Origin of the sequence: Streptomyces sp. NPDC101110, from assembly GCF_044759525.1 — a bacterium.
Taxonomy (GTDB): Bacteria; Actinomycetota; Actinomycetes; order Streptomycetales; family Streptomycetaceae; genus Streptomyces.
The window spans coordinates 488691-513933 of the sequence record NZ_JBIVZM010000002.1; the positions used below are offsets into that span (position 1 = coordinate 488691).

Genomic DNA, 25243 nt, shown 5'->3' on the forward strand with positions numbered 1-25243 from the left:
TGACCACCATGAGCAAGGCGATCCCGGTGTCGGTGGCGCGGCTTCGGGCGTGGCGCGTGGGCAGGCTCTGGATGGCGGCCGGCTCGGCCGCCCTGCTCACCGGCCTTGTTCGCGTGCTCGGGTTCGGCCGTTCGGCGGACGTGTGGGTCGACGAGGTCTACTACTGGCACATCGGTCACTCCGTCGAGGCCGGGGGCTTCCCCCGGTACCAAGGTGACCTGTTCTTCCTGCACCCGCCCGGCTTCTTCTACCTCGAAGGCACCTGGGAGCAGCTCTTCGGCTGGCGTCCGGACGTGATCTCCGGGGTGTACGAGATGCGTCTGCTCAACGCGCTGCTGGCCAGTGTCACCGTCGTGGTCCTGGTGCTGCTGGTGGCGCGACTCACCAAGTCCACGTGGGCCGCGGCCGCGGTGGGCCTGGTCTTCGCCCTCGATCCGTTCGTCCTGCGGCTCAACCAGCGCGTCCTCATTGAGACGTCGATGATGCTCTGGCTGCTGCTGGGCTACCTGGTACTGCTGCCGTTGGCGGAACGGCATCCGCCGGCCAGAGGGTACCGGCGCGCCGCCGCAGGCGGCCTCCTCTTCGGCCTGGCCATCCTGACGAAGGACGTGGCTGCCCTCATCACCGTGCTGCCGCTGCTCGTCGTGTCCGTGTTCGCCTGGCCACTGCGGCGGCGGTCCCTGTCCTTGCTCGCCGCGGGCTGCGCCACCCTGCCGTACGCGATCTACGTCGGCGTCGTGGCGGCGGCGGGCCATTTCGACGTCTTCTGGACGGTGAAGACCCTGGGCGTCAAACGGCTGCTGGGCCAGGTCCAGGCGACCGGTTTCAACGCGCGGGGCTCACCACCCCTCTCTCAGCGCATCGTCGAGGAACTGACCAACTTCGGAAGCACGTACGTGCTGCTCGCCCTCGGCATTCCGGCTCTGGTGGTGCTGCTGCGCCGCGGTGGTCCGGCGCAGCGTCTCATGGCGCTCTGGTATCTGTCGGCAGGTTTCGCCACCGCGTACGCCGTCCTGAAGGGCACGCTGGAGGAGCAGGTGACGTACTTGCTGCTCGTCCCGACGATGGTGATCGTGGCGATGGCGGCCGTACAGCTGCACGAACGGCGGACCTTGACCAAGCGGCGCCGGGCCGTCTCCTTCCCCGTCGCCGGAATGGTCCTGACGCTGGTGCTGGCCCTGACATGGTCGTCGGTCGCATACGCACGGAGCAGGGCGCAGCCGGACGACGGTTACGCGCAGATGCGGCATTACATGATCGAACACCTGCCCGCGGGCAGTCCGGTCATCTCGACGAGCAGCTCGGTGGACCTGATCCTGGACGACCGCTATCGCATCGGCCAGTGGCTCAAGCCCCAGGACCGGGCAAGGGCGAAGGTGTCGTACCTGGTGGTGCCGTGGCGGTTGGTCGAGCAGGGCTACTCCTGGTTCACCCCGCGACAGGTGCACAGCCTCACCCGGCAGGGTGCGCTGCTCTTCTCCTTCAACGGCCGCACGTACGGCACGGTCGCGGTGTACCTGCTGCCGGTGCCGCCCTCGCAACCGTTGGGGGCCGGGAACGCGGGGGGTGGCGGTGGCTAGCCGGCCGGCGCGGCGCCGGGTGCTGCTCTTCACCAGCGGTCCCTGCGAGGGCGGGGCGGGGGCCGACACCCAGCTGGCCGCGTCGATCGCCGACAGCATGCCGGACCGGGACTTCCTCTGGTTCACGCGGTGGCCGTCGCACGGACCGCCCGGGGTGGCACGTGGCAGGGGCATCCCCATCGTGTCGCGGGACGGCGCCCCGCACGTTCCGGAGCGGCTTCAGGCGGCCCTCGCCGGCGGCGTCCTCGCGCGCCGTACGGATCTGGTGCACGCGGTCCTGACGATCGGAGGGACGTACCCGTTGTTCTCCCGGCTGCGGCGGGGCCTGCTCGGTGGTGTTCCGGTCATCCACACGGTTCCCGGGGTGATGGACGACCGTCTGCTGGAGCGGGCGCGGCCGCTGGGCCCGACGGTCGCCCTGTCGGAGGCGACGGCCGGGCAGCTGCGGGGGGCCGGATTCGGAGACGTCCGGGTGATTCCGCCGACGATCCCGCTGGATCGCTGGCCGTGGCAGCCGCGCGCCCGGGGCATCCCCGTCGTGCTGTTCGCCGGGCACCATGACGCGCGGGGCGGCGCGCGCGAGGCGATCGCCGCCGCCGCGGAGGCACACCGCTCGGGGGCGCGGTTCCGTCTGGTGCTGGCCATGCGGGGCCGGCCGGGGCAGGACGTGCAAGCGATGGAGGCGGAGCTGCGGGCCCTGGCCACCGCGGAAGGGCTTCCGGAGGTCGAGATCCGCGGCCATGTCCCCGACATGCCGGGGCTGGTGTCGGCGACGGATGTTCTGCTTTTTCCGCCGCGGGCGCTCTGCGGAAAGGCGGACGTCCCCTTCATCGTCCTGGAGGCGCTGGCCGTGGGCCGCCCCGTGATCCTCAGCGACCTTCCGCAGTTCGCCGCGCTGGGTGACGCGGGGCTGCGTGCTCCCGTCGGGGACCGGTTGCGGACGGGCGAGCTGCTGACCCGGCTCCTCGCGGAACCGCAGCGCTGGGAGATGCTCGCGCGGCGTGGACGTGCCACGGTTGAAGAGCGGTTCGGGCCCGATGGCTTCCGAGCGCAGTACGAGCGTCTGTACCAGGAGGTCGTGGCATGACAACGTCACGGCGGGGAGCAGTCCGCCGCGCGCTCCGTCAGGCAGCCCTCTACCGGAAGCACATCGGCGTCGTCGCGGCCGCTCTCCTCATCATGGCGTGCGTCCGGGTCCCCCAGGACGACAAGGGCCACTACTTCGGGACCTTGCAGACCAACCCGCACCGCGCGAGCGTGGAACGGAGCAAGGGCATCGCGGTCGCCCATCTGCAGATCTACTGGAACAAGTACGAGCCCCGGGAAGGGGTCTATTCCTACCGTTACGTCGACAGCGTCAAACGCGCTCTGGGCCGGTTCCAGCGGTCGGGGTCGCTCGTGGAGGTGAGCCTCGGCCTCAACCACGCGCCGAGCTGGCTCTTCGAGAAGTATCCCGAAGCCGCCTATGTGAATCAGCACGGAGACCACCTCACGGAAACCCCCAACATGGTCTTCAGTCAGACCGTGCGCGAGAAGGCTCAGCGTTATATCAACGCGGTGGCGCGGGACATCGGGCTGGAGCACTTCTGGGGGATCCGGGTCGTCGTGAACGACACCGGCGAGTTCAGCTATCCCGCCGGGGACACCGACCGCCCCGGTCACACCTACTACTGGGCGTACGACGTGAATGCCCAGAGGCAAGCCAGGGCGGGACGACCGTCCACCGTCCCCGCGAACCCGTTCCCGGGCTGGAAACCGGGAGAGCACGACTACCGGGGAAAGGAATTCACCGAAGCCCAGGTCCGGCAGTGGTACGACTGGTATCTACGGGCCCTGTCCGATGCCGTGAACTGGCAGATCGGCGCCTATAAATCGCTGCGTTACCACGGGTTCCTGAAAATCCTGATACCGGGCCGCGGCTATTTTCCGCAGGAGTACCACCGTGCCGTCTCCAGCCGTCTGGCCCAGACGGACGAGAACCGGCTGATCGCCCTCGGAGTGGGTTACTACAGACTCCTGGGCCAGATCCACCACCGCCGGAACGTACAGATCGTGCCGACCTCGCTCGTGGACGGCACGGGAAAGCCGAAGAACAACGGCTGCGACCCCGACGACCGCCGGGTGAACGTGCTGGACCCGCCCCTGCGCGTTCCGGAGACATGGTCGTCGATGCGCTGGATCAGCCGTGTCGCGCGGTACTACCACTTCTCCCTGCTGAGCGGTGAAAGCGCCGGAAACCAGGTGAGTCCCTACTATCCCGGAGTCATGAACGACGCGGCGCACCAGATGAAGACCTGTGGACTGCAGGGCCTGATGTGGGCGTTCGACCCCAACCTCTACGACGGCACCCCGGGTTCGTCACTGGCGGACTACGCCGCGGTGATCTCGCGGTACAACTGACCGGCACCACTGACCGGCACGACTGAGGTGAGTCCGATGGACGTCACGGTTCTGCGCCCCGACGAGCTGACCGCCGCCGACCTCGGCGTGTGGCAGGCCATGCAACGCGCGGACCTGACCCTGGCCAACCCCTTCCTCGCACCCGAGTTCGCCCGGGCCGTGGGCCACCGGCGCGCCGCCGCCCGGGTGGCACGCCTGTGCGAGGGCGGCCGCACCGTGGGGTTCTTCCCCTTCGAACGGCACGCCCTGGGAGCCGGCAAGCCGATCGGCTCCGGATTCTGCGACTGCCAGGGCCTGATCCACCTGCCGGGCTTCGACTGGGACCCGGCCGAGCTGCTCAGGGCGTGCGGTCTCGCGCTGTGGGAGTACGACCATCTGGCCGCGGGCCAGACGCCCTTCGAGACGGCGGGCACGCCCGGTGCCCGGGCCGCGTCCCCCGTGATGGAACTGAACGGCGGTTCGCACACCTACCTCGAACGGCTGCGGCCCTCGGTGCTGCGCACCGCGCGGAACCACGAACGCCGGCTGGCCCGTGACGTGGGCCCGCTGCGCCTGGACTTCCATGCACCAGACCCCGCCCTGCTGGACACGCTTTGCCGCTGGAAGTCCGCCCAGCTGCGGGCCCGAGGACAGCGCGACCCGCTCGCCCAGGGCTGGTTCCTGGCGATCCTCCGGGAGCTGTTCGACCTGCCGTCCGAATCCTGCTCGGGCACGCTGACCGTGCTCCGCGCGGGCGGGACCCCCGTCGCCATGCTCTACGGACTGTGCTCACGGGAGGTGTACGCCTCCTGGTTCCCCGCGTACGACACGCGGTTCGCCAAGTACTCGCCCGGGATCCTCCTCCATCTCAAGTGCGCCGAGGCCGCGGCGGAACGCGGCATCGCCCACATCGACATGGGCAAGGGCACCTCCCGCTACAAGGACGCACTGAAGACGGCGGACCTCACCGTCACCGAGGGCTACATCGGCCGGCGCACCCCCGGGGCGGTCCTCGGCCGACTGCGCAGGGCGTCGAGCCGCACCGCCCACACGGCGATCAACGCCGACCCGCGGGTCCACCGCGCGGTGGTTAGGGCCGTCGGCGCGGTGGACCGTCTGCGCTGACCCGCGACCTGCCCCGTCCTGGTCCGGCCTCCCCGCCGGCCAGGGCCGCGCGACCTACGATGCACGTGTACGCGCCGGGCCCGCGGATGCCGGGCCACACCGGGAGTCCCGTCCGGAGACGAGGAGGCCGCCATGACCGAGCAGCGAGCCCGAGGCCGCGGCAAGGGCGGTGCGGCCGCGCCGGCCCCCGCCCGCCGCGCCAGCGACCGCGGCCGGTACGGCCGGCTGAGCCGGGAGCGGGTGCTGGCCAGCGCCCTGGCGCTGGTGGACCGGGAAGGACTCTCCGCCCTCAGCATGCGCCGCCTGGGCACCGAGCTCGGCGTGGAGGCCATGGCGCTCTACCGGTACGCGTCGAGCAAGGACTCCCTGCTGGACGGGCTGGTCGAGGCCTTGTACCTGGAGCTGGAGGAACGGCTGGCCGCCGACGCGGACGAGGACCTCGACTGGCGGGCCGGGCTGCACCGGATCGCCCGGGCGACCTACGACGTGTGTCTCACGCACCCGCAGGCGGTGCCGCTGCTGGCCACGCGTCTGCTGGCGGTCCCCCTGGCCCGGCGGCCCGCCGCGGTCCTGCGTGATCACGAAAGGGTGCTGGCCATCCTGCGGGGCGCCGGGTTCGACGAGGCGACGACGGCCGATGCGTTCCGCGCCTTCACGGCCTGGCTGCTGGGCTACGTCTCCGTGGAGCTGCGTCCGATGGTCGACAACCCCGACGAGACCGACCCGGCCTTCCGTCTGGGGCTGCACCGGCTGTCGGCGAAGGAGCTGCCGACGTTGCGGGAGACGGCGGCCGCCCTCGTCGAGCAGGGCGGTCCTCAGGGCCTCGCGGCCGGTCTCGACGCCCTGCTCGAAGGCTTCACGAGCGACGCCCCTTCCGCAGCATCCGGCTGAACGGCGTCTCCGGCCGCTCCAGGCGCTCGCCGTCCAGCGTGATGTCGACGACCTCGTTGAAGAAGGCGACACGCCCCCGGATCGCCGCCACGGCGGGCAACGGCTCCGGGTAGGTCCACACCAGGTTGGGCGGCACGTCGGCCCCGCCGCGCCAGGACCAGTAGGAGGCGGTGCCCTTGTAGGGGCATCCGGTGTGGTGCCCGGTGGCGTCGAACAGATCGAGGCGGACGTCCTCGCGGGGGAGGTAGTACCGCGTGGGCAGTGACGTCTCGAAGAGCAGGACCGGGGCGCGGCTGTCGGCGACGACCTGCCCGTCGACCTCGATCCGCACGTGCCGGCTGCTGGGCAGCGCGTCGACGCGTTTGTGCGGGTCACGGGGGTGGATGAAGATCTCCTCGTCCTCCTCGTACCAGTGGTCGAGGCCCGTGTCGGTGCGCAGGAACCATTCGAAGGCGATGTGGCCGGCCAGGTCGTCCGCGGGGAACGTCCAGGCCGCGTTCTCGCGCACCTCGCCGTCGGCGTCGAGGTCGTAGAAGACCCGGGAGCCGGTGTGGGCGCCCGTGGGCGGGCTCGTGGCGGGGCGGAGGAGGTCGGTGCGGACGTCCCGCGCCGGGAAGGCGTACTGCGGCACGGGCAGGTGGGGCTCCCACACGAGCACCGGGTGCCGGCTGTCGACGACGGTGACGTCGCCCTTGCGGCCGCGCACCCAGCGCTCGCTGGGTTCCCACATGAGGCCTTCCGGGGTGGTGCGGATCGAGCGGGCGCCGGGGTGGGCCGGGTGGGTGGTCATGGCCGGTGCTCCTTCCGGAGGTCCGGATGCCGTTCCCCTCCACGGTCCCACGGTCTCAGTGCGCCGCGTCCAGCCGCGCCCGCTGCTCCGGGGTCAGCTCCAGGTCCACCGCGGCCAGGTTCTCCTCCAGCTGGGCGACCGAGGACACCCCGGCCAGCGGCACGACGGGCAGTTCGCCGCCGATCTGCCAGGCGAGCACCACCTGGTTGACCGTGGCGCCGGTCTCCCGCGCCACCTCCCGCAGGGCCGCGAGCCGGGCCGGGGTGCCGGGGTGGTCGTAGTCGGCGGGCAGCCGTTCCGGGCGAGTGTAGGCGCCCTTCAGCAGCGGCGAGTACGCGACCAGGGTCAGACCGGGCTCGGCCCTGAGGTAGCCGAGCAGGTCGGGTCCGGCGTAGCCGAGACTGCCGTCCGGGAAGAGGCCGTCGGGGACGTCGGCGCGGGGGCGAAGGTGGGTGTGTGCGTACTGGAGGACCTCGTAGCCGGGGAGTCCGGCCGCGGCGGCGAGGGCCCGGGCCCGCTCCACGCGCCACACGGCGTGGTTGCTGACACCGAGCAGGCCGACGGTGCCCTCGGCGACCAGGGCGGCGAAGGCCTCGACGGTTTCCTGCGGCTCGACGGTGTGGTCCTCGATGTGCGCGTACAGCAGATCGAGCCGCCCGAGGCCGAGCCGTTCGCGGCTGCGCTCGGCGGATTCGCGGATCACCTTCGCGGACAGGCCCTCGGGATTGTCCACGTAGCCGGTGCCCGGGGCCAGGGGGCGGGCGCCGAGCTTGGTCGCGATGACGATCTCGTCGCCCGTGCCGCGGCTGCGCCGCCAGCGGCCCAGGAGTTCCTCGCTCTGACCGCCCTGACCGCCGTCGGCCCAGAAGGCGTAGTTGTCGGACGTGTCGATGAAGTTCCCGCCGGCTTCGACGTAGCGGTCGAGCAGGGCGAAGGACGTCGCCTCGTCCGTCACCGAGCCGAACAGCATCGCGCCGAGCGCGAGGACACTCACCTCGCGGCGGGTCGTGGGGTCCGTGCCGATCGTGCGGTACTTCATGGGCGTCGCTCCCTCCGGTGCACCGGGTCTCGGGCACGCAGGGGAGTCTTCAACTTGGAGTGCTCTCGAGGTCAAGGGCTTGCGCACCCGCACCCGCACGCACGCACGCACGCACGCACGCAAAAGAAGGGTCCCGCAGGCTTCGGCCTGCGGGACCCTTCGCACCGTCGGGACGACAGGATTTGAACCTGCGACCCCTTGACCCCCAGTCAAGTGCGCTACCAAGCTGCGCCACGTCCCGGTGCGCGCCACCCGCGGTGAGCCGCGTGATCGCGCGAACAGCACCTTACCCCACACCCCTGGCCGCGCCGAAAACAGGCCGGGCGGGACAATCGGCGTATGGGCAGCACAGGAGAGACCTCCCCGGGCGGGCCGGGTGACGCACGGGACCGTGACAGCGAGGGGCGGGCGCGCAACGCCCGGCCCCGGGACGGACTCGGGCGGCCCCTGCCGTACGGTTCGGGCGGTGTGCCCCGGCAGCCCGAGGGCGTCGTCCGCACCCCGGAGGAGACCGTCGCTGAGGCGCAGCGGCTGCTCGACGAGGGCAAACCGTTCCACGCGCACGAGGTCTTCGAGGACGCGTGGAAGTCGGGGCCCGACCAGGAGCGGGAGTTGTGGCGCGGCCTCGCCCAGCTCGCCGTGGGCCTCACGCACGCCGCCCGGGGCAATCCGACCGGCGGGGCCCGGCTGCTGCGGCGCGGGGCGGGGGCGGCCGAGGCCTGGGCGTACGGCGCGGGGCAGGCACAGCCGCACGGCATCGACGTCGCGAGCGTGGCGGCGTGGGCACGGCAGCTGGCCGGAGAGGTGGAACGGAACGGCCGCCCGGTGGACGCCGCTGCACGAGCCCCACGGCTGCGGACCGGGGCAGCTGAGTCCTGAGCCCGAGCCCGGAACATCGGCGCCGCGCCTGCGGGCGGGGCGGCCGGGCGGCCCGGGCGGGGCAGCCGGGCCATCCGGCTGGCCGCCGGGTGGCCGCCGGGCCGCGGCAGCCGGTGCCGGGCGCTGTACCCGGCCCCCGGGACCGGTGGAAGGACCGCGGTGGAAGCGGCCTCACCCCCGTGCGGCAGACTCGGGGCGTGCGAAAGATTCATGTCATCGGTATCGGCGCGGGCGACCCCGACCAGCTCACCCTCCAGGCGGTCCGGGCGCTGCGGAGCACGGACGTGTTCTTCATCCTGGAGAAGGGCGAGGTGAAGGCGGACCTCACCGGGCTCCGCCGGGACATGCTCGACGCGCACGTGCCCGAGGGGACGTACCGCGTCGTCGAGGCGCGTGACCCAGAGCGGGACCGGAGCGCCGGCGGGTCGGCCTACTCCCCCGCCGTCGGGGACTGGCGCAGCGCCCGCGCCGACATCTACGAGCGGCTGATCGCCGAGGAGCTCGACGAGGAGCAGACCGGCGCGTTCCTGGTGTGGGGCGACCCGTCGCTCTACGACAGCACGCTGGGGATCCTGGAGGAGGTGCTGGAGCGGGGCGCCGTGGAGTTCGCATACGACGTCGTGCCCGGCATCAGCAGCGTCTCGGCGCTCGTCGCCCGGCACCGCACGGGTCTCAACCGCGTCGCCCGGCCGGTGCAGATCACCACCGGCCGGCGGCTGGCGGAGGGCTTCCCGGAGGGCGTGGACGACGTGGTGGTCATGCTCGACGCCCACCAGACCTTCCGGCAGTACGCGCAGGAGGACGTCGACATCTACTGGGGCGCCTACATCGGCACCCCGGACGAGATCCTCGTCTCCGGCCCGATCGCCGAGGCCGCCCCCCGCATCGAGCGGTTGCGGGCCGAGGCCCGTGAGCGCAAGGGCTGGATCATGGACACGTATCTGCTGCGACGGCACCCCCGCGACTGACGGGACTGGCGGGTCCATCACCGGGCACCCGTGCGGACGTTCTGGCATGCGCACGTAGCCCACAGGTGTGAAGGTGACGACGTGACCGTCGTGGAGGAAACCGCCCTGCCCGCCTCCCAGCCGCCGGTGCTGGACCCGCGTCGCCGCAACGTCGTCTTCGTGACGATCATGCTGGGGATGCTGCTCGCGGCCCTCGACCAGACCATCGTCGGCACGGCGCTGCCGACCATCGTGTCGGACCTGGGCGGGGCGGACCACATGTCGTGGGTGGTCACGTCGTACCTCCTCGCGGAGACCGTCGCGACCGTGCTGGTCGGCAAGTTCGGCGACCTGTTCGGCCGCAAGGCGGTCTTCCAGGTCTCGGCGGTCGTGTTCATCACGGGTTCGTTCCTGTGCGGTCTGGCGACGAACATGTCGCTGCTGATCGCCTGGCGGGCGATGCAGGGCATCGGCGCGGGCGGGCTGATGGTCACCTCGATGGCGCTGATCGCCGATGTGATCCCGCTGCGCGAGCGCGGCAAGTACCAGGGCGCGATCGGCGCGGTGTTCGGGGTGGCCACCGTCATCGGGCCGCTGCTGGGCGGGCTGTTCACCGACCATTTGACGTGGCGGTGGGCGTTCTACGTCAACGTGCCCATCGCGATCGTGGTCGTCGTGACGGCGGCCCGTACCATTCCGGTGGTGAAGTCGGTGACCCGGCCGGTCATCGACTACCTGGGCATCGCGCTCGTCGCGGTCGGCGCCAGCGCCCTGATCCTGGCGACGAGTTGGGGCGGCAACGAGTACGCGTGGAGCTCGGGGGTGATCATCGGGCTGTTCGTGGGCGGCGTCCTGGCGCTCGCCCTGTTCTGCCGGGTGGAGACCCGGGCGCGCGAACCGATGCTGCCCATGCGGCTGTTCGCCAACCCGGTGTTCACGGTCTGCTCGGTGCTGAGCTTCATCGTCGGCTTCGCGATGCTCGGCGCGATGACGTACCTGCCGACCTATCTCCAATACGTCGACGGCGACTCGGCCACGATCTCGGGTGTGCGGACGCTGCCGTTGGTGGCGGGGCTGCTCATCGCGTCGGTCTTCAGCGGCAACGTGGTCAGTAGGACCGGGCGGTACCGGATCTTCCCGATCGTCGGCGCGCTGGTGATGGCGGCCGGCCTGTTCCTGATGTCGCTCATGGGGCCGGACACCGGCTCGTGGCTGGAGTCGCTGTACATGTTCGTGCTGGGCAGCGGCATCGGCCTGTGCATGCAGGTGCTGACGATCGCGGTGCAGAACACCGTCGACTACGCCGACCTGGGCACCGCGACCTCCGGCGTGACCTTCTTCCGCACGCTGGGCAGTTCGTTCGGCACGGCCGTGTTCGGCACGATCTACACCAACGCGCTGGCGCCCAACCTCCGTGACGGTGTGGCGCGGGCGGCCCGGACCGGTGAGGTGGACCCGGACACCCTCGGCCGGGCGGCGACGAGCCCGGAAGGCGTGCACGAGCTGCCGTCGGCCGTGGCCGCCCCGATCGTCGACGCCTACGCCGACACGCTCCAGACCGTGTTCCTGTGGACGGTGCCGGTCGCCGCCCTGGGTTTCCTGGTCGCCCTGTTCCTCAAGCAGGTCCGGCTGCGCGACACCGCGCGGACGGGCTCGACCGACATGGGCGAGGGGTTCGGCTCGCCGAGCGGTGCGGACTCCCGGCGGGTGCTGGAGGCCGCCGTCGGCAAGATCATCGGCGGTACGGATCTGGACACCGCGCGCCGGATCGTCCAGGAGTCCGACACCCGGCTCGACGTCGCGGGAGCGTGGGCGGTGATGCAGGTCGAGCTGTTCACGCGGATGGTCGGCCACGCGAGCCTGGGGCTGATCGCCGCGCGGCGCAGGCTGCCTCCGGAGGTGCTGCTGCCGGTCTTCGAGCGGATGGTCGAGGAGGGCTTCCTGACCCGTGCCGGCTCCGTCTTGTCGCACACCGAGGCGGGCGCCCGCGAGGCCGCGGTCCTCACCCGGGCCTGGGCCGACTGGCTTGAGGACCGGCTGGGGCGGGACATCGGACGTCCCTCGGACAGCGATCTGCGCGTGGCGGTGGATGCCATCGCCAAACGGCTCCTGGTGGAGGACCTGAGCCATGGGCTGCCGCGCAGCGGGGAGAGGTCACTCGCGGCCGGCTCGGTGTGAGCGCCCTACCCGAGAGCCAGCCGTTCCAGCACGCCGTCCACATCGGGTACGGCCGTCACACCGTCCGGCAGGGACGGCCGCCGTACGACGACCACCGGCAGCCCGAGGTCCCGGGCCGCTGTCAGTTTGGCCGCCGTGGCCGCTCCCCCGCTGTCCTTGGTCACCAGGACGTCGACGCGGTGCTCACGCAGCAGGGCCGTCTCGCCGGGGACGGTGAACGGGCCGCGGGCGAGCAGCACACGGGTGTCGGGCGGCATCGGCGGCTCGGGGGGGTCCACCGACCGTACGACGAATCGGAGGCGCGTCAGGTGGGCGAAGGAGGCCAGGCCGAGACGCCCGGTGGTGAGGAACACCCGGCGGCCGAGACGCGGGAGCAGGTCCGCGGCGGCGTCCAGGGACGGGACCGGGTGCCAGTGGTCCCCGGGGCCGGGCCGCCACCCGGGGCGGCGCAGCACCACCGCCGGTACGCCGGTCTCGCGCGCGGCGTCGGCGGCGTTGGCCGTGATCGCCTCGGCGAAGGGGTGCGTGGCGTCGACGAGCGCGTCCACGCCTTCCTCCCGCAGCCACCGGGCCAGTCCCCGGGCCCCGCCGAAGCCCCCGACGCGCACGTCCCCGTCCAGTGCCCCGGGCCTGGTCACGCGCCCGGCGAGGGACGTCGTCACGCGGACGCCGCGACGGGTGGACAGTGCCGCGGCCAGGGCGCGGGCCTCGGTGGTGCCGCCGAGGATCAGGACGTGAGGGGACACGGCGTCGAGCGTACGAGGTCCGCTGCGGCGGGGCAGGGGCGGGTGCCGGTGGGGCGGGGCGGGGGCGGGGAAACGCCGGGGCGGGCGCCGCGGCTGGTGCCGACGGGCGCCAGGGCAGGTACCGCACAGGCGCCAGGGCAGGTGTCGGCGGGGAGCGGCAGCGGGGTGGTGATGGGTCGGGCTCGGCGGTTGCCGCCGACGGCTGCGCGACGGGTTCGAGCGGCGCGCCCGGCGCGCGGTGGCTATCGTCCTCGCATGGAGTCCGTGCGTGCCGTGCTCGTGGACATCGACGGGGTGCTCACCGTCTCGTGGCGGCCCCTGCCCGGTGCCGTCGCGGCGTTGCGGGAGGTCCGGGAGGCAGGGTTCGGCGTTCTGCTGGTCACCAACACCACCTCCCGCACCCGGGCGTCGATCGCCGGGACGCTGGCCAAGGCGGGGTTCCCCGTGTCGGCCGAGGACATCCTGACCGCGCCCGCCGCCACCGCCGCGCACCTCGCCGAGCACTGTCCCGGCGCCCGCTGCGCGCTGCTGAACAGCGGCGACATCGCGGAGGACCTCGAGGGGGTCGGCATCGTCGAGGCGGGCGACACGGAGACCGTGCCGGATGTCGTCCTGGTCGGCGGGGCCGGTCCCGAGTTCGGCTACGCGGCGCTCGACCGCGCCTTCGGGCATCTGCAGCGCGGGGCCCGGCTGGTGGCGATGCACCGCAACCTGTACTGGCGCACGGCCGAGGGACTGCGGCTGGACTCCGGGGCGTTCCTGGCGGGGCTGGAGCGGGCCGCGCGAGTGGAGGCCGAGATCACCGGCAAGCCCGCGCGGGCGTTCTTCGACTCGGCGCTCGCGCGGCTGGGTGTCGGCGCGGACGAGGCGGTGATGGTCGGCGACGACGTCGAGTCCGATGTGCTGGCGGCACAGCGGGCCGGGCTCACCGGGGTGCTCGTGCGGACCGGGAAGTTCCAGGAGGAGACGCTGCGGGCCGCCGACGGCACTCCCGACCACGTGATCGACTCCTTCGCGGACCTCCCGGCGTTGCTGCGGGGGTCAGCGCAGCAGTAGTTGCAGACCGCCCACGACCGTCGCCGCGATGACGAGCTGCTCGAACAACCGCTGGTTGATCCGGTGCACCGCCCACTTGCCGAACAGCGCGCCGGGCACGACGAACGCCACGAGCGCGAGGTCGAGCAGGAGCGAGCGGCCGTCGATCAGGCCGAGCCCCGCGCTGAAGGGCAGCTTGGAGACGTTGACGATCAGGAAGAAGAAGGCCGAGGTGCCGAGGAAGCCGAGCTTGCGGAAGCCCGCGGAGAGCAGGTACATCGACATCACGGGGCCGCCCGCGTTGGCGACCATGGTGGTGAAGCCGCCGAGAACACCGTAGGAGCGGGCCTTGAGCCGGCCCGACCGGGTGGTGACCGACTCCGGCTCCTCCTCCCGGTCGGCGGTGCGCCGACGCCACACCGTCACGGCCGCCATCAGCAGCAGGATCGCGCCGATCGAGGTCCGTACGATCGCGTCGTCGGCCCAGAGGAGGAACACCGTGCCGACGACGACGCCCGCCGCGACCGCGGGGAACAGCCGCCACAGTGTGGGCCAGTGGGCGTGCCGCCGGTAGGTGGCGACGGCCAGGAGGTCGCCGGCGATCAGGACGGGCAGCAGCACGCCGGTGGAGGCGCGGGCCGGCAGCACCGCCGCGAAGATGGCGAGGCTGACCGTGTTGGCCCCGCTCACCGCGGTCTTCGAGAAGCCGACGAGCAGGGCCGCGAGGGCGAGGGCGGCGAATTCCCAGCCCGTGATGTGCCAGAGCGTCATGGTGTTCATGCGAACACTGATGCTATGTGCAACGAACACGAGCCCGTAAGCGCTGTCTCGCCTGGTGGGCCGGGCCCGGGCCCGCCGGGGACGTGCGACCGCCGCGAGGAGCGTGCGACGGCCGCCAGGAGCGTGTGACGGCCGCGAGAAGCGTTCGCCTGCCGTGGGGAGCGTTCGCCTGCCGCTAGGGCCGTTCGACGAGGAGCGCGCTTCCCTGGCCCACCCCGACGCACATCGTGGCGAGCCCCCGCCCGGCGCCCGTTCGCCGCATGCGGTGGAGCAGTGTCGTCAGGATGCGGGCGCCGGAGCAGCCCAGGGGGTGGCCCAGCGCGATGGCGCCGCCGCTGGGGTTGACCAGTTCGGGGTCGATGCCGAGCTGGTCCACGCAGGCCAGGGCCTGGGCGGCGAAGGCCTCGTTGAACTCGGCCTCCTCCAGGTCGTCGACGTCCCAGCCGGCGCGGTTCAGCACCTTGCGGGTGGCGGGAACCGGGCCGATGCCCATGACGTCGGGGTGGACACCGGCGGAGGCTCCGCCGACGTAGCGGCCCAGGGATTCCAGGCCCAGCTCGTTCAGAGCCTCCTCGCTGACCAGGAGGAGGCCGGCGGCGCCGTCGTTCATCGGCGAGGCGTTGCCCGCGGTGACCGTGCCGCCCTCGCGGAACACCGGCTTCAGCCGGGACAGCTTCTCGAACGAGGTGTCCTCGCGGACGCATTCGTCGGTGTCGACGACCACGCCGTCGGGGCGTTCCACGGGGAGGAGTTCGTCGTCGAAGTGGCCGTTCTTGCGGGCCAGGGCGGCTCGCTGGTGGCTGCGCAGGGCGAAGTCGTCCTGGCGCTCGCGCGAGACGCCGTACCGCGCGGCGACCTCCTCGGCCGTCTCGCCCATGGCGAGCAGGCCGTGCAGTTCGCGCATCGCCGGGTTGACCAGGCGCCAGCCGAGGCGGGTGTCGGCGGTCTCCATGCGGTGCGGCAGGGCCTCGTCGGGCCGGGGCAGTACGAAGGGGGCGCGGCTCATCGACTCGGAGCCGCCCGCGATCACGACGTCGGCCTCGCCGGCGGCGATGGTGCGGGCCGCCGTGGTGACGGCCTCCAGGCCCGACGCGCACAGGCGGTTGACGGTGGCGCCGGGCACGGAGTCGGGGAGGCCTGCGAGCAGCGCGGCCATGCGGGCGACGTTGCGGTTGTCCTCGCCGGCCTGGTTGGCGGCGCCCCAGTAGACGTCGTCGATCCGGGCCGGATCCAGCGCGGGCACGCCCGTGACCAGGGCTCGGACCACGGTCGCCGCGAGGTCGTCGGGCCGTACCGAGGAGAGGGATCCCCGCAGCTTGCCGATGGGGGTGCGGCGGGCTGCCGCGAAGTGGACGGAACGCACGGAAGGCTCCTCACGCCGCGCATCAACGCGCATTAATTAGCACTGCTAGTTTCGGACTATAGACCCTCGGCCGCCCCCTGTGAAGATTCTGCGCCTCCAGGGGTTCCGGGCAGTCGTATCGCAGGTCCGACGTGGCTCATGCGTCGCGTTTGCACCGAAGCGTCCGGGGCACCCGCGCGTCCATGGAGTGGTTGCGGAGCGCCGCCTGCGTGGACGAGGACCCCGAGCTGTTCTTTCCCGTCGGCACCGCCGGCCCCGCCCTGCGTGACGTGAGCGCCGCGAAGCGGGTCTGTGCGCGCTGCCCCGTCACCGATCAGTGCCTGAGCTTCGCGCTGAGCAGCGGTCAGGCCGCGGGCGTGTGGGGCGGCACCGGCGAGGAGGAGCGCGACGCACTGCTCCGGACGACGAAGAACGACGTGAGAAGGAGAAGCGCCCTATGACGACTGTGAGGAGCACCCTGCCCGACGACGCCCGCAAGGTCGCCTGCGAGGCACTGCAGGACACCTTGGTGGATCTGCTCGGGCTCTCGCTGGTCGGGAAGCAGGCGCACTGGAACGTCGTCGGACCGCGGTTCCGGTCCATCCACCTCCAGCTCGACGACGTGGTCACGGCGGCACGGGACTTCGCGGACACGGTCGCGGAGCGGTCCGCGGCGCTGGGCGTCCCGCCGGACGGCCGGCCGGAGACCGTCGCCAAGGACTTCACGCTGCCCGGCCCGCAGGAGGGCTGGGTGCGCGACTCCGACGCCGTGCGGGTGATGGTGGAGGCGCTGCAGAACGCGGTCGCCCGGCTGCGCGAGCGCATCGACGCGACCGAGAAGGCCGACCCGGTCACCCAGGACCTGCTGATCGGCATCACCGCGGAGCTGGAGAAGCAGCGGTGGATGTTCGACGCCGAGAACTTCCCCCGCTGACCGGCGGAGGCGACGGCGCAGAGCATCCGACGAGCGTACGGAAGGGGCAGGCGATGACCGACGCCCTCGAAATGGACGCGCTGTGGGAGGACTTCCACCGCGTGGTGAACATGACCTCGCAGGAACTCGCGGCCTGGCTGCGGGTCCGTGACGCCGACGAGTCCACCGAGCCGCTGCCGGACCAGGCGGGTCCGGCCACCGGACAGCATGTGCTGGCCATCCTGCAGAAGCGGCGCACCGACCTGACCGAGGACGACCTGCGCGTGATGCGGAAGGTCGTCGACACGGTCACCGACCAGGTGGACCTCGAGAACGAGCCCGAGCCGGAGGTGACGGCCGAGGACACCCGTCGTAGGCACCGGCTGATGACCGTCGGGCATGATCCGCTGAAGGGGTAGGCCGTGGACCGCCGGCAGCGCGTCGTCCGGGAACTCCTCGGCGCGCACGGCCGGACGTACGCCGAGGAGGCGGGCATCGGGCTGAAGGACACGCCGCAGCCGCTGTATCGGCTGCTGGTGCTGTCACATCTGCTCAGTGCCCGCATCCGCGGTTCCGTCGCGCTGGCGACCGCCCGCGCCCTGTACGAGGCGGGGCTGCGCGATCCGCGGCGCATGGCGCGGGCCTCCTGGCAGGAGCGGGTCGACGCGCTGGGCCGGGGCGGCTACCGGCGCTACGACGAACGCACCGCCACCCAGCTCGGCGACGGTGCCCGGCTCCTCGACGAGCGGTGGGGCAGCGACCTGCGGCGGCTGCGCCGGGAGGCGGACGGCAAGGTGCCCGAACTGCAGCGGCTGCTCCAGGAGTTCCCGGGCATGGGACCCGCGGGCGCCGGCATCTTCCTGCGCGAGGCGCAGGGTGTGTGGCCGGAGGCGGCCCCCTACCTGGACGCCAAGGCCCTCCAGGGCGCCGAGCGGCTGAACCTTCCCACGGACCCGGAGCGCCTCGCCGAACTGGCCGGGGACACCGACCCGGCCATCTTCGCCGCAGCCCTGGTGCGGGCGGCGGTGGAGAAGGAGGTCGCGCGGGACACGCTGCGGCGCGCCGGGTGACAGCCGTCCGTCACCCGCTGCGGTCCCGTACAAGGCGCCCCGTGTCCGTCCCGGTCGTTGCACCCAGCCACTTCAGCCGAGCCCGTCCGGGGCGTTGCACCCGGGCGCTTCAGCCGAGCCGGTCCCGGTCCGTCCCGTCACGGCACCTCAGATGAGTCCGTCCCGGGTCCGTCACGCCGGGGCGCTTCGGCCCGGTCCGTCGGGGCGGGCGGGCTCACCCGAGCAACCAGCCCCCGTCCACGCTCAGTTCGACCGCGTTGACCGATCGGTTGCGCAGCAGGAAGTCCACCGCGTCCACCACGTCGGCCATCGAGGCGAGCCGCCCCGTGGGTGTCTCGGTGCGCAGAGTGGCGAGCACTTTCTCCGGTTTGGCCTGCCAGTACGGGCTGTCGCCCACGACACCGGGATGCACGGCGTTGACCCGGACGGGGGCCAGCTCGACGGCGAGGGAGTTCATCAGGCCCCGCACCCCCGCGTTGACCGTCGCCACCGTCGTCGCGCCGGGGTAGGGACGCTCCTTGGCCTGGCCACCGAACAGCACGATGGCGCTGCCGTCGTGCAGGCGGCCGCGCAGCGTGTGCACGACCTCCGTGTATCCGACGAGTTTGAGGGTGACCAGGCGCAACGCGGCGTCGATGTCGTACTCGGTCACCTTGTTGTCGTCCCGGGACACCCCCGCGATCACCAGATGGTCGACGCGCCCCACACCGGCCAGGGCCGCCGCGATCTCCAGCGGCCGGACCAGGTCGAGCGCGAGTCCGCGTGCGCCGAACTCCTTGGCGACCGCTTCGGCCCGCTGGGCGTCGCGGCTGGTGAGAACCACGTCGTCCCCGCGCTCGGCGCGCGTGCGGGCGAATGCGAGCCCGATCCCGGACGTTCCGCCGACGACGAGCACACTGCTCATGACTGTTCCTCCAGTGCCGAGCGCAGGTAGTCCCAGTCCCGTGTGAACCGGTACGAGTGCCGCGACGGCGGTTGCGGCGCCTGGGTCTCCAGCCAGCGCAGCGGTCCGCGCCCGGCGTTGACGAACCCGTGTACGCACCCGGCGCCGGCCCAGGCCACGTCGCCGGGTTCCAGCCGGTACCGCTCACCGTCGAGGGTGGCCTCCGCGACGCCCTCCAGGATCAGATACGTCTCCTCGAAGGGGTGGTCGTGGGTGCCGATGATCCCGTCGGACGCGTACTGCACCATGAACATCGTCGAGGCGACCGCGCCCAGGTCGCCGTCGATCATCATCTTCACCGTGATCCCGCTGTAGACCAGCAGTGCGGTCCGCATGCTCGCCGTGACGGCCAGCAGGTCCTGGGACTGTTTGCCGGGGTCCATCTGGGCGGGCTCGAAGTGGCCGAAGACGCGGGTGCGCGGGTCGCGGACGTCGATCCGGGCCGGCTCGCGCTCGGGCAGGTCGGGCACGGACTGGGTGTCGTGTCCGTAGCGGGCGCGCGGCACCGGGGCCAGCATGTCCGCCCAGCGGCCGCCGCTCCCGGCCCCGCGCCAGGCGTGCGGGACGCCGGTCGGCAGCAGGCCGTAGTCGCCGTCCCTCAGCAGGTACGAGCCGTCGGGCAGGTCCAGGATCACGGCCCCGTCGAGGACGAAGAAGGTCTCCTCGTACGAGTGCACATGGGCGGGCACCCGGCCGTCGGGACGCAGTTCGCACAGGCCGAAGCCGGTGTGGACGCTGCCGTCGTCCTCACCGACCAGCGTCCGCCGCCGGTGGCCCCGGCCGTCGTGGGGCACATCGGGCAGGTCGGCGGCGTGGCGCACCACATGACTGCTCATGCCGGAGCCTTCGCCCCCTTGGCCTCCTTCGCCGCGAGGAGCCGGTCGCGGGATTCGCCGACGAGCCGCAGGGCCCGGGCGGTGTCGCCGAGGAGCCTGCCGTCGCGTTTGCGGATCACACCGTCGACGAGGACGGTGTCCACGTTGGAGACGTCGGCGCACAGGGTCACCGCGGCCGCCGCGTCGTGCACGGGGGCGACGTTGGGGGCGGTGGCGTCGATCGCGACGACGTCGGCGCGCTTGCCGGGGGTCAGAGAGCCGGTGCGGTCCTCGAGGCCGGCGACGTGGGCACCGTTCACGGTGGCGATCTCCAACATCTGACGTGCTGTCAACATGGTGCTGGGCACGGGCATGTTGGCCTGCCAGCAGTCGGCGTTGACGCGGGCGCGTTCGGCGCCGAAGGCCGCGCGGATCTGGGTGAACATGTCGCCGGGCACGGTGGTGACGACGTCGATGCTGAGGGCGGGGCGCAGACCGTGCTCGATGGCCTGCATCACCGGCGGCCAGCCGTGCCCCATCTGAAGCTCCACCTGAGGCGCGACCGATATCGTGCCGCCGCTGTCGGCGACCATCCGCCACTCCTCCTCGCTGAGGTAGCAGCTGTGGACGTAGGTGGTGTCCGGGCCGAGCAGTCCCAGGCCGTGGAGCTGCCTGACCATGCCGAAGCGGCCGGCGAGGCGCCCCATGGCCACGTGCACGGTGATCGGCAGACCCAGCTCCCTCGCCATGGCCCACTCGGCGGTGACGACCTCGTCGACGCAGAAGCCCGGGCCACGGGTGGCCAGGCCCATGGTCAGCAGGCCGTCGTCGGACGCGAAGTGCGTCGACCGGATCCGCCGTACGTCGTCCGCGGGGATCGCGATCCGGCTCTCGAACCAGTACTCGGCGAGGGAGGTGTTGGCGCTGCCGTACGCGTACTGCGCCCGGATGCCGGATTCCCGAAGTCCTTGGACCGCCGCGTCCGGGTGCTCGGGGGTGTTGTTGATGTGCGACCAGTCGACCAGCGTGGTGATGCCGGCGTTGAGGCACTCCAGCGCGCCCGCGAGGTTGCCGGCGTAGACGTCCTCCGGGGTGTACAGGGGCGCGAAGGTGTCGAGGATGTCGACGAAGTAGTCGTCGAGGGTGGCGTCGGGGGCCACGCCCCGGATGGGCGCCTCCCAGGTGTGGCGGTGGGTGTCGACGAAGCCGGGGATCACGATGTGGCCGCTCATGTCGAGGACTTCGGCGTCGGCGCTGATCTCGGGTTCGACGGCCGCGATCCTGCCGTCCTCGACGAGGACGTCCCCCTGGGGCAGGTCTCCGATGTCCGGGTCCATCGAGATCACGTGACCGGAGCGCAACAGTGTCCTGGTGGTCATCGCGCTTCCTCCCATGGGGTGTGCGGTGGCGGGGTGTGCGGCTCAGTAGGCGGCGAGTCGGCGGACCTCCGTGACGACCTTGTCGACGGTCGGGATGACCTGTTCCTCCAGCGCGTCGGCGAACGGCAGCGGGACGCACTCCCCCGTCACCCGCCGCACGGGGGCGTCGAGGAGGCCGAACCCCTCGTCGGCGACGACCGAGACGACGGTGGCACCCCAGCCGCCCTGGTACGGGTTCTCCTCGACGGTGACGAGCCGCGAGGTCTTGCGCAGCGAGGCGAGAACGGTCGCCACGTCCAGCGGGACCAGGCAGCGCAGGTCGACCACCTCGGCCTCGACACCCTCCCCGGTGAGGATCTCGGCGGCCTTCAGGGCCAGGGGGACCATCGACGCCAGCGCGACGAGCGTGACGTCGCCGCCCTCGCGGACGACCGTGGCCCGGCCCAGTTCGACGACGTGACCGGGCGGGGGCGGCGGGCCCTTGGCCGCGAACAGTCCCTTGTGCTCGAAGAAGACCACCGGGTCGTCGCTGCGGATCGCCGCCGCCATCAGGCCGACGACGTCGGCGGGCGTCGACGGCACCGCGATCTTCAGCCCGGGTACGGTCAGCGCCCAGTTCTCGGTGGCCTGGGAGTGCTGCGCGCCGAAGCCGAGCCCGCCGCCGTTGGCGGTGCGCACGACGAGCGGCACGGTCACCTGGCCGCCGGTCATGTAGCGCACCTTGGGGATCTCGTTGGCGAGGTAGTCCCAGCAGCAGGCCAGGAAGTCGGAGAACATGATCTCCGCGACGGGCCGCATCCCGGTCATGGCGGCGCCCATCGCCGCGCCCACGATGGCCTGTTCGGAGATGGGCGTGTCCCACACCCGCTCGGGCCCGAACTCCTCCCACAGCCCCGTGGTCGTCTTGAACACGCCGCCGGCCGCGCCGATGTCCTCCCCGAGGCACACCACGGACGCGTCCCGCCGCATCTCCCGGGCGATACCCTCGGCGACCGCGTCCCGGTAGGTGATCACGTCCGCCATGCGGCACCCCCGTCCGCCCACACGTCGGTCAGTGCCTCACCCTGGTCGGGCGGTGGCGCGGCCTTCGCCGCCTCCACGGCCCGCTCCACCGCGGCCCTGGCCCGCTCGTCGGCCTCGGCGACCGTGTCCTGCGCCACGCCCAGCTCGGCCAGACGCCCCCGCGCGAGGTCCAACGGGTCGTGTTTCAGCCAGCGTTCGACCTCTTCCGCCGGACGGTACGCCGCCGGGTCGGTACGGCTGTGCCCGAAGTGGCGGTAGGTCTCGGCCTCCAGCACGGCGGGCCCGTCTCCGGCCCGGGCCCGCCGGGCGAGCCGCCCCACCGCCTCCTCGACCGCGACGACGTCGTTGCCGTCGACGACCTCGCCCGGGATGCCGTGGGCGGGGGCCCGGTCGGCCGCCGGCCGGGGCACGGCCGTGACGTCGGCGATCGGCGTGTACTCCATGTACAGGTTGTTCTCGCACACGAACAGCACCGGCAGCTTCCAGACGGCTGCCAGGTTGAGCGACTCGTGGAAGGCGCCGATGTTGGTGGCGCCGTCGCCGAAGAAGGCGACCGCGAGCTGCTCGGTGCCCCGCAGCCGGGCGGACCAGGCAGCGCCCACCGCCATCGGGAGGTGGGCGCCGACGATGGCGTACGAGCCGAGCATGCCGGTGGCCGCCTTCGTCAGGTGCATGGAGCCGCCCTTGGCGCGGCACAGCCCGCTCGCGCGGCTCATCAGCTCGGCGAGGCACTCCTCGGGGGTGGCGCCCCTGGCGAGGGCGTGGTGGTGGCCCCGGTAGGTGGCGAACACATAGTCGTCCGGGCGCAGGGCGGCGCTCGCGCCCACGGCGATCGCCTCCTGCCCGGCGGCCAGGTGCGTGGTGCCCTTCACCAGGCCCCGCAGGAACAGGTCGTGGGCGGCCTTCTCCGTCCGGCGGATGACGTTCATCCGCTCGTACCGGTCGAGGAGCCCGCGGGCGTCCATCAGTGGTCCCCGCCGGTGGTCCGGGGGCGGTCCGCGCTGTGCGCGCGTGCACGCTCACCGGTGCCTGCCCGTGCGCGGTCCCCGGCGGGCGGCCGTGCGCGCTCCCCGGTGTGCGCCTGCGCGCGGTCCTGCGTGCCTGTCCCTGGGCGGTCCCCGGTCTCCGGCCGTGCGGTGGCCCCGGTGTTGAGGTGGGACTGCGCCTCGCGGCGGGTGTTCAGCTCGCCGCCCACCGTCCAGTACTTGCGCCCGGCCACCAGCAGTTCCTCGGCGGGGAACTTGGTGATGACCTCGCAGCCGTCGGCGGTGACGACAAGTTCCTCCTCGATCCGGGCGGCCGACCAGCCGTCTGCGGCCGGCCAGTACGTCTCCAGGGCGAACACCATGCCCTCTTCGAGCAGTTCGGGGTGGTCGAGGGAGACCAGGCGGCTGAAGATCGGCTTCTCCCAGATCGACAGACCCACGCCGTGGCCGTACTGGAGGGCGAACGCGGCGGTCTCGTCTGCGAAGCCGAACTCCTCGGCGCGCGGCCAGACCCGCACGACGTCGGCGGTGGTGGCGCCCGGCCGGACCAGGGCGATCGCCTCGTCCATGTACGCCCGGCAGCGCACGTACGCGTCCTGCTGCGCCCGCGAGGCACTGCCCACGGCGAATGTGCGGTAGTAGCAGGTGCGGTAGCCGAGGTGGCTGTGCAGGATGTCGAAGAAGGCGGGGTCGCCGGGGCGGACCAACCGGTCGCTGTAGACGTGCGGATGCGGCGAACAGCGCTCGCCCGAAATGGCGTTGACGCCTTCGACGTACTCGCTGCCGAGGTCGTACAGGACCTTGCTGACCACGCCGACGCACTCGTTCTCGCGCACTCCCGGGCGGAGGTAGCCGTACAGCTCCTCGTAGGCGGCGTCGACCATGGCGCAGGCCTGGGTGAGCAGGGCGATCTCGTCGCCGGTCTTGATGCGGCGGGCCTCCAGGAACACCTGCTGCCCGTCGACCACGTCGATGCCCTCGGCGCGCAGCGCGGTGAGGACGGGCATCTCGGCGACGTCGACGCCGAGCGGCTCACCCGCCAGGCCGTGGGCGCGCAGCTCGGCGGCGATCTTGGCCGCCACGTCCTCGGCGATCCCGGCGTCCGGGTGGAAGGCGCCGCGCAGGGTGGAGATGCCGGCCCGGGCGCCGGTGGGCGGGCCGCCCTTGCCGTCGCTGTAGTCGAGCCAGGGGTTGTAGAGCTGGTGGTGGCGGGCGGCGGAGCCGAAGTCCCAGACGACCGGTTCGCCGTCGCGCACCAGCAGGGCGAAGCGGATCAGCTTGTCCATCGCCCAGGTGCCGATGTGGGTGGCCGTCATGTAGCGGATGTTGGCGAAGTCGAAGCTGAGCACCGCGCCGAGGGAGGAGCGGTTCAGAAACTCGTGCAGCCGGGCCAGCCGCTGCCCGCGCAGCCGGTCCAAATCGATGCGCTCTTCCCAGTCGACGGCGTTGGGTCCATATGTGCGGATCGCCATGGCGACCACCCCCACTTCGGAGTGAACGCCCGTGCGCGATGGGTGTCAAGTGTCACTGAACATCGCCGGACACGAACCAGACGCCCACCGCCGGTACCTCTCCATCGTTGCGGTAACGGTGGGGTGTCGTCGACTCGAAGCAGACGGAATCGCCCGGCCGCAGCGTGTACTCCTCGAATGCGAGGGTGAGGATCAGCTCGCCGGAGGTCAGATAGCCGTACTCGGTCCCGGGGTGCCGCATCAGCGCCCCGGAGGCCGAGGACGAGCCGCCGGGGCGGTAGGTCACGAGCAGGAAGTCGGCCTCAGCACCGGGGGCCCGCCCGAGCCGCTCCCACACGACCCCCGAGTCCAGCTCCAGCGTCTCGCGCCCGCCTGCGGCGACCAGCGGCCCGATCCGCCGCCCCGGCTCGGCTGCGAAGGCGGCGAGGGCGAGCGGCACGGCGGCGGGGGACGCGGTGGGAGGGGACGCGGTGGAGGGGGCCGCGGCGGCGGACGCGGCGTGCGGGAGGGCGGGCCGGATCGCGGCGGGCGGGACCGGCGCGGCCCCCTCACGGGCGCCGAAGAGAGACTCGACGGAGATCCCCAGGGCCGTGGTGATCGCGTACAGCGTGCTGACCGACGGCTGGCTCTTGCCCGTCTCGATCTGTGACACGAGGCTCGCCGACACACCGATCTCCCGGGCCAGCGCGCGCAGGCTCGTACCGCGCTCCAGGCGCGCCTGCCGGATGCGCGCGCCGACGGGCGGTACCACCGCGGGGGACACGGGCGGCTCCTCTGCTCGGACGGACGGCGCGGGCCGTCCGGCTTCACGGTGCATGCTGTTCAGCTTCATTGAACAGCGCGTGCGACCCCTGCGCCAGGGCCCTGCGGGTGGCCCCCGGGGCCCCGGCGTTGCTCACCCGAACGGTCCGACGCCGGTGGTGGGCCCCTG

Annotated in this window: 25 protein-coding genes and 1 tRNA gene; 13 read left to right on the forward strand and 13 right to left on the reverse strand. The window is 72.3% G+C overall.

What is annotated here, in order from left to right; all coding sequences use genetic code 11:
* Window positions 1-8: 8 nt before the first annotated feature.
* From ACIQU3_RS05520 to ACIQU3_RS05540, 5 genes are all read left to right on the forward strand, one after another.
* On the forward strand, window positions 9-1580 hold the full coding sequence (locus ACIQU3_RS05520; protein WP_403727317.1) for an ArnT family glycosyltransferase: 1572 nt from the start codon (window positions 9-11) through the stop codon (window positions 1578-1580).
* Window positions 1573-2667 (forward strand): glycosyltransferase family 4 protein, encoded by a 1095-nt coding sequence (locus tag ACIQU3_RS05525; RefSeq protein WP_403923447.1) that lies wholly within the window; start codon window positions 1573-1575, stop codon window positions 2665-2667. Before ACIQU3_RS05520 ends, ACIQU3_RS05525 begins: the two co-directional genes overlap by 8 nt.
* Window positions 2664-3980: a beta-galactosidase gene (locus ACIQU3_RS05530; RefSeq protein WP_403923449.1), complete on the forward strand. Its 1317-nt coding sequence runs from the start codon at window positions 2664-2666 to the stop codon at window positions 3978-3980. Before ACIQU3_RS05525 ends, ACIQU3_RS05530 begins: the two co-directional genes overlap by 4 nt.
* 36 nt (window positions 3981-4016) lie before the next feature.
* A complete protein-coding gene (locus tag ACIQU3_RS05535; RefSeq protein WP_403727309.1) occupies window positions 4017-5084 on the forward strand; it encodes a GNAT family N-acetyltransferase in 1068 nt (355 codons plus the stop codon).
* A gap of 132 nt (window positions 5085-5216) precedes the next feature.
* Window positions 5217-5975 carry a TetR/AcrR family transcriptional regulator gene (locus tag ACIQU3_RS05540; RefSeq protein ID WP_403727307.1) on the forward strand — a complete coding sequence of 253 codons (759 nt, stop codon included), beginning with the start codon at window positions 5217-5219 and terminating at the stop codon, window positions 5973-5975.
* Here ACIQU3_RS05540 and ACIQU3_RS05545 read toward each other — a convergent pair.
* The 3 genes from ACIQU3_RS05545 to ACIQU3_RS05555 form a co-directional block, all read right to left on the reverse strand.
* On the reverse strand, window positions 5941-6765 hold the full coding sequence (locus tag ACIQU3_RS05545; RefSeq protein ID WP_403727304.1) for a DUF427 domain-containing protein: 825 nt from the start codon (window positions 6763-6765) through the stop codon (window positions 5941-5943). The two genes, ACIQU3_RS05540 and ACIQU3_RS05545, sit on opposite strands and share 35 nt — an antisense overlap.
* Window positions 6766-6820: 55 nt before the next feature.
* Window positions 6821-7804: an aldo/keto reductase gene (locus ACIQU3_RS05550; protein ID WP_403727302.1), complete on the reverse strand. Its 984-nt coding sequence runs from the start codon at window positions 7802-7804 to the stop codon at window positions 6821-6823.
* A 167-nt stretch (window positions 7805-7971) separates the two neighbouring features.
* Window positions 7972-8045, reverse strand: a tRNA-Pro gene (locus tag ACIQU3_RS05555).
* A gap of 98 nt (window positions 8046-8143) precedes the next feature.
* Between ACIQU3_RS05555 and ACIQU3_RS05560 the strand changes: the two genes are divergently transcribed.
* From ACIQU3_RS05560 to ACIQU3_RS05570, 3 genes are all read left to right on the forward strand, one after another.
* Complete coding sequence (locus tag ACIQU3_RS05560) at window positions 8144-8683, forward strand: DUF309 domain-containing protein (protein ID WP_403727299.1); 540 nt, start codon at window positions 8144-8146, stop codon at window positions 8681-8683.
* A gap of 197 nt (window positions 8684-8880) precedes the next feature.
* Window positions 8881-9651, forward strand: coding sequence for a precorrin-6A synthase (deacetylating) (cobF, locus tag ACIQU3_RS05565; protein ID WP_403923451.1), 771 nt, complete (start codon window positions 8881-8883; stop codon window positions 9649-9651).
* Window positions 9652-9732: 81 nt separating this feature from the next.
* Window positions 9733-11808 (forward strand): MDR family MFS transporter, encoded by a 2076-nt coding sequence (locus ACIQU3_RS05570; protein ID WP_403923453.1) that lies wholly within the window; start codon window positions 9733-9735, stop codon window positions 11806-11808.
* A 5-nt stretch (window positions 11809-11813) separates the two neighbouring features.
* Here ACIQU3_RS05570 and ACIQU3_RS05575 read toward each other — a convergent pair whose 3' ends face one another.
* A complete protein-coding gene (locus ACIQU3_RS05575) occupies window positions 11814-12554 on the reverse strand; it encodes a cobalt-precorrin-6A reductase (protein WP_403727293.1) in 741 nt (246 codons plus the stop codon).
* 255 nt (window positions 12555-12809) lie between these two features.
* On the opposite strand from ACIQU3_RS05575, the gene ACIQU3_RS05580 reads away from it, so the two are divergent.
* On the forward strand, window positions 12810-13610 hold the full coding sequence (locus ACIQU3_RS05580) for an HAD-IIA family hydrolase (RefSeq protein WP_403727291.1): 801 nt from the start codon (window positions 12810-12812) through the stop codon (window positions 13608-13610).
* On the opposite strand, the gene ACIQU3_RS05585 is transcribed toward ACIQU3_RS05580, so the two are convergent.
* Together ACIQU3_RS05585 and ACIQU3_RS05590 are read right to left on the reverse strand one after the other, a co-directional pair.
* Window positions 13596-14369, reverse strand: a complete 774-nt coding sequence (locus tag ACIQU3_RS05585) for a sulfite exporter TauE/SafE family protein (RefSeq protein WP_403727289.1) — start codon at window positions 14367-14369, stop codon at window positions 13596-13598. The genes ACIQU3_RS05580 and ACIQU3_RS05585 overlap by 15 nt on opposite strands.
* A gap of 175 nt (window positions 14370-14544) precedes the next feature.
* A complete protein-coding gene (locus ACIQU3_RS05590) occupies window positions 14545-15732 on the reverse strand; it encodes a thiolase family protein (RefSeq protein ID WP_403727287.1) in 1188 nt (395 codons plus the stop codon).
* A 182-nt stretch (window positions 15733-15914) separates the two neighbouring features.
* Here ACIQU3_RS05590 and ACIQU3_RS05595 point away from each other — a divergent pair, with 182 nt between their 5' ends.
* Genes ACIQU3_RS05595 through ACIQU3_RS05610 form a run of 4 tightly spaced genes read left to right on the forward strand, consistent with a single transcriptional unit; the run spans window position 15915 to window position 17694 of the window.
* Window positions 15915-16172, forward strand: a complete 258-nt coding sequence (locus ACIQU3_RS05595; protein WP_403727285.1) for a WhiB family transcriptional regulator — start codon at window positions 15915-15917, stop codon at window positions 16170-16172.
* The gene (locus ACIQU3_RS05600) at window positions 16169-16645 is read left to right on the forward strand and encodes a Dps family protein (RefSeq protein ID WP_403727283.1); all 477 of its coding nucleotides are present in this window, start codon (window positions 16169-16171) and stop codon (window positions 16643-16645) included. The genes ACIQU3_RS05595 and ACIQU3_RS05600 overlap by 4 nt, the downstream gene beginning before the upstream one ends.
* Before the next feature lie 53 nt (window positions 16646-16698).
* A complete protein-coding gene (locus ACIQU3_RS05605; protein WP_403727281.1) occupies window positions 16699-17043 on the forward strand; it encodes a DUF3140 domain-containing protein in 345 nt (114 codons plus the stop codon).
* Window positions 17044-17046: 3 nt separating this feature from the next.
* Entirely contained in the window at window positions 17047-17694 is a 648-nt protein-coding gene (locus ACIQU3_RS05610; RefSeq protein WP_403727279.1) for an endonuclease, read from the forward strand.
* 214 nt (window positions 17695-17908) lie between these two features.
* On the opposite strand, the gene ACIQU3_RS05615 is transcribed toward ACIQU3_RS05610, so the two are convergent.
* From ACIQU3_RS05615 to ACIQU3_RS05645, 7 genes are read right to left on the reverse strand one after another with little or no spacing between them, the layout of a single operon-like run.
* Window positions 17909-18598 carry an SDR family oxidoreductase gene (locus tag ACIQU3_RS05615; RefSeq protein ID WP_403727277.1) on the reverse strand — a complete coding sequence of 230 codons (690 nt, stop codon included), beginning with the start codon at window positions 18596-18598 and terminating at the stop codon, window positions 17909-17911.
* Window positions 18595-19473, reverse strand: a complete 879-nt coding sequence (locus ACIQU3_RS05620; RefSeq protein ID WP_403727274.1) for a cupin domain-containing protein — start codon at window positions 19471-19473, stop codon at window positions 18595-18597. The genes ACIQU3_RS05615 and ACIQU3_RS05620 overlap by 4 nt, the downstream gene beginning before the upstream one ends.
* On the reverse strand, window positions 19470-20831 hold the full coding sequence (locus ACIQU3_RS05625) for an amidohydrolase family protein (RefSeq protein ID WP_403923455.1): 1362 nt from the start codon (window positions 20829-20831) through the stop codon (window positions 19470-19472). The genes ACIQU3_RS05620 and ACIQU3_RS05625 overlap by 4 nt, the downstream gene beginning before the upstream one ends.
* 42 nt (window positions 20832-20873) lie before the next feature.
* Entirely contained in the window at window positions 20874-21854 is a 981-nt protein-coding gene (locus ACIQU3_RS05630; protein WP_403727270.1) for an alpha-ketoacid dehydrogenase subunit beta, read from the reverse strand.
* The gene (locus ACIQU3_RS05635; RefSeq protein ID WP_403727268.1) at window positions 21842-22819 is read right to left on the reverse strand and encodes a thiamine pyrophosphate-dependent dehydrogenase E1 component subunit alpha; all 978 of its coding nucleotides are present in this window, start codon (window positions 22817-22819) and stop codon (window positions 21842-21844) included. Before ACIQU3_RS05635 ends, ACIQU3_RS05630 begins: the two co-directional genes overlap by 13 nt.
* Entirely contained in the window at window positions 22819-24312 is a 1494-nt protein-coding gene (locus ACIQU3_RS05640; RefSeq protein ID WP_403727266.1) for a M24 family metallopeptidase, read from the reverse strand. The genes ACIQU3_RS05635 and ACIQU3_RS05640 overlap by 1 nt, the downstream gene beginning before the upstream one ends.
* Window positions 24313-24364: 52 nt before the next feature.
* Complete coding sequence (locus ACIQU3_RS05645) at window positions 24365-25075, reverse strand: helix-turn-helix domain-containing protein (protein WP_403727263.1); 711 nt, start codon at window positions 25073-25075, stop codon at window positions 24365-24367.
* Window positions 25076-25243: the final 168 nt, after the last annotated feature.

What these genes read in the sequence shown, in the direction of transcription:
- ACIQU3_RS05615 (WP_403727277.1), bottom strand. Translation starts at nt 18,598, where the DNA reads ATGAGCAGTGTGCTCGTCGTCGGCGGAACGTCCGGGATCGGGCTCGCA.
- ACIQU3_RS05585 (WP_403727289.1), bottom strand. Translation starts at nt 14,369, where the DNA reads ATGAACACCATGACGCTCTGGCACATCACGGGCTGGGAATTCGCCGCC.
- ACIQU3_RS05535 (WP_403727309.1), top strand. Translation starts at nt 4,017, where the DNA reads ATGGACGTCACGGTTCTGCGCCCCGACGAGCTGACCGCCGCCGACCTC.
- ACIQU3_RS05620 (WP_403727274.1), bottom strand. Translation starts at nt 19,473, where the DNA reads ATGAGCAGTCATGTGGTGCGCCACGCCGCCGACCTGCCCGATGTGCCC.
- ACIQU3_RS05625 (WP_403923455.1), bottom strand. Translation starts at nt 20,831, where the DNA reads ATGACCACCAGGACACTGTTGCGCTCCGGTCACGTGATCTCGATGGAC.
- ACIQU3_RS05630 (WP_403727270.1), bottom strand. Translation starts at nt 21,854, where the DNA reads ATGGCGGACGTGATCACCTACCGGGACGCGGTCGCCGAGGGTATCGCC.
- ACIQU3_RS05605 (WP_403727281.1), top strand. Translation starts at nt 16,699, where the DNA reads ATGACCGACGCCCTCGAAATGGACGCGCTGTGGGAGGACTTCCACCGC.
- ACIQU3_RS05530 (WP_403923449.1), top strand. Translation starts at nt 2,664, where the DNA reads ATGACAACGTCACGGCGGGGAGCAGTCCGCCGCGCGCTCCGTCAGGCA.
- ACIQU3_RS05560 (WP_403727299.1), top strand. Translation starts at nt 8,144, where the DNA reads ATGGGCAGCACAGGAGAGACCTCCCCGGGCGGGCCGGGTGACGCACGG.
- ACIQU3_RS05545 (WP_403727304.1), bottom strand. Translation starts at nt 6,765, where the DNA reads ATGACCACCCACCCGGCCCACCCCGGCGCCCGCTCGATCCGCACCACC.
- ACIQU3_RS05595 (WP_403727285.1), top strand. Translation starts at nt 15,915, where the DNA reads ATGGAGTGGTTGCGGAGCGCCGCCTGCGTGGACGAGGACCCCGAGCTG.
- ACIQU3_RS05640 (WP_403727266.1), bottom strand. Translation starts at nt 24,312, where the DNA reads ATGGCGATCCGCACATATGGACCCAACGCCGTCGACTGGGAAGAGCGC.
- ACIQU3_RS05580 (WP_403727291.1), top strand. Translation starts at nt 12,810, where the DNA reads ATGGAGTCCGTGCGTGCCGTGCTCGTGGACATCGACGGGGTGCTCACC.
- ACIQU3_RS05600 (WP_403727283.1), top strand. Translation starts at nt 16,169, where the DNA reads ATGACGACTGTGAGGAGCACCCTGCCCGACGACGCCCGCAAGGTCGCC.
- ACIQU3_RS05520 (WP_403727317.1), top strand. Translation starts at nt 9, where the DNA reads ATGAGCAAGGCGATCCCGGTGTCGGTGGCGCGGCTTCGGGCGTGGCGC.
- ACIQU3_RS05550 (WP_403727302.1), bottom strand. Translation starts at nt 7,804, where the DNA reads ATGAAGTACCGCACGATCGGCACGGACCCCACGACCCGCCGCGAGGTG.
- ACIQU3_RS05540 (WP_403727307.1), top strand. Translation starts at nt 5,217, where the DNA reads ATGACCGAGCAGCGAGCCCGAGGCCGCGGCAAGGGCGGTGCGGCCGCG.
- ACIQU3_RS05635 (WP_403727268.1), bottom strand. Translation starts at nt 22,819, where the DNA reads ATGGACGCCCGCGGGCTCCTCGACCGGTACGAGCGGATGAACGTCATC.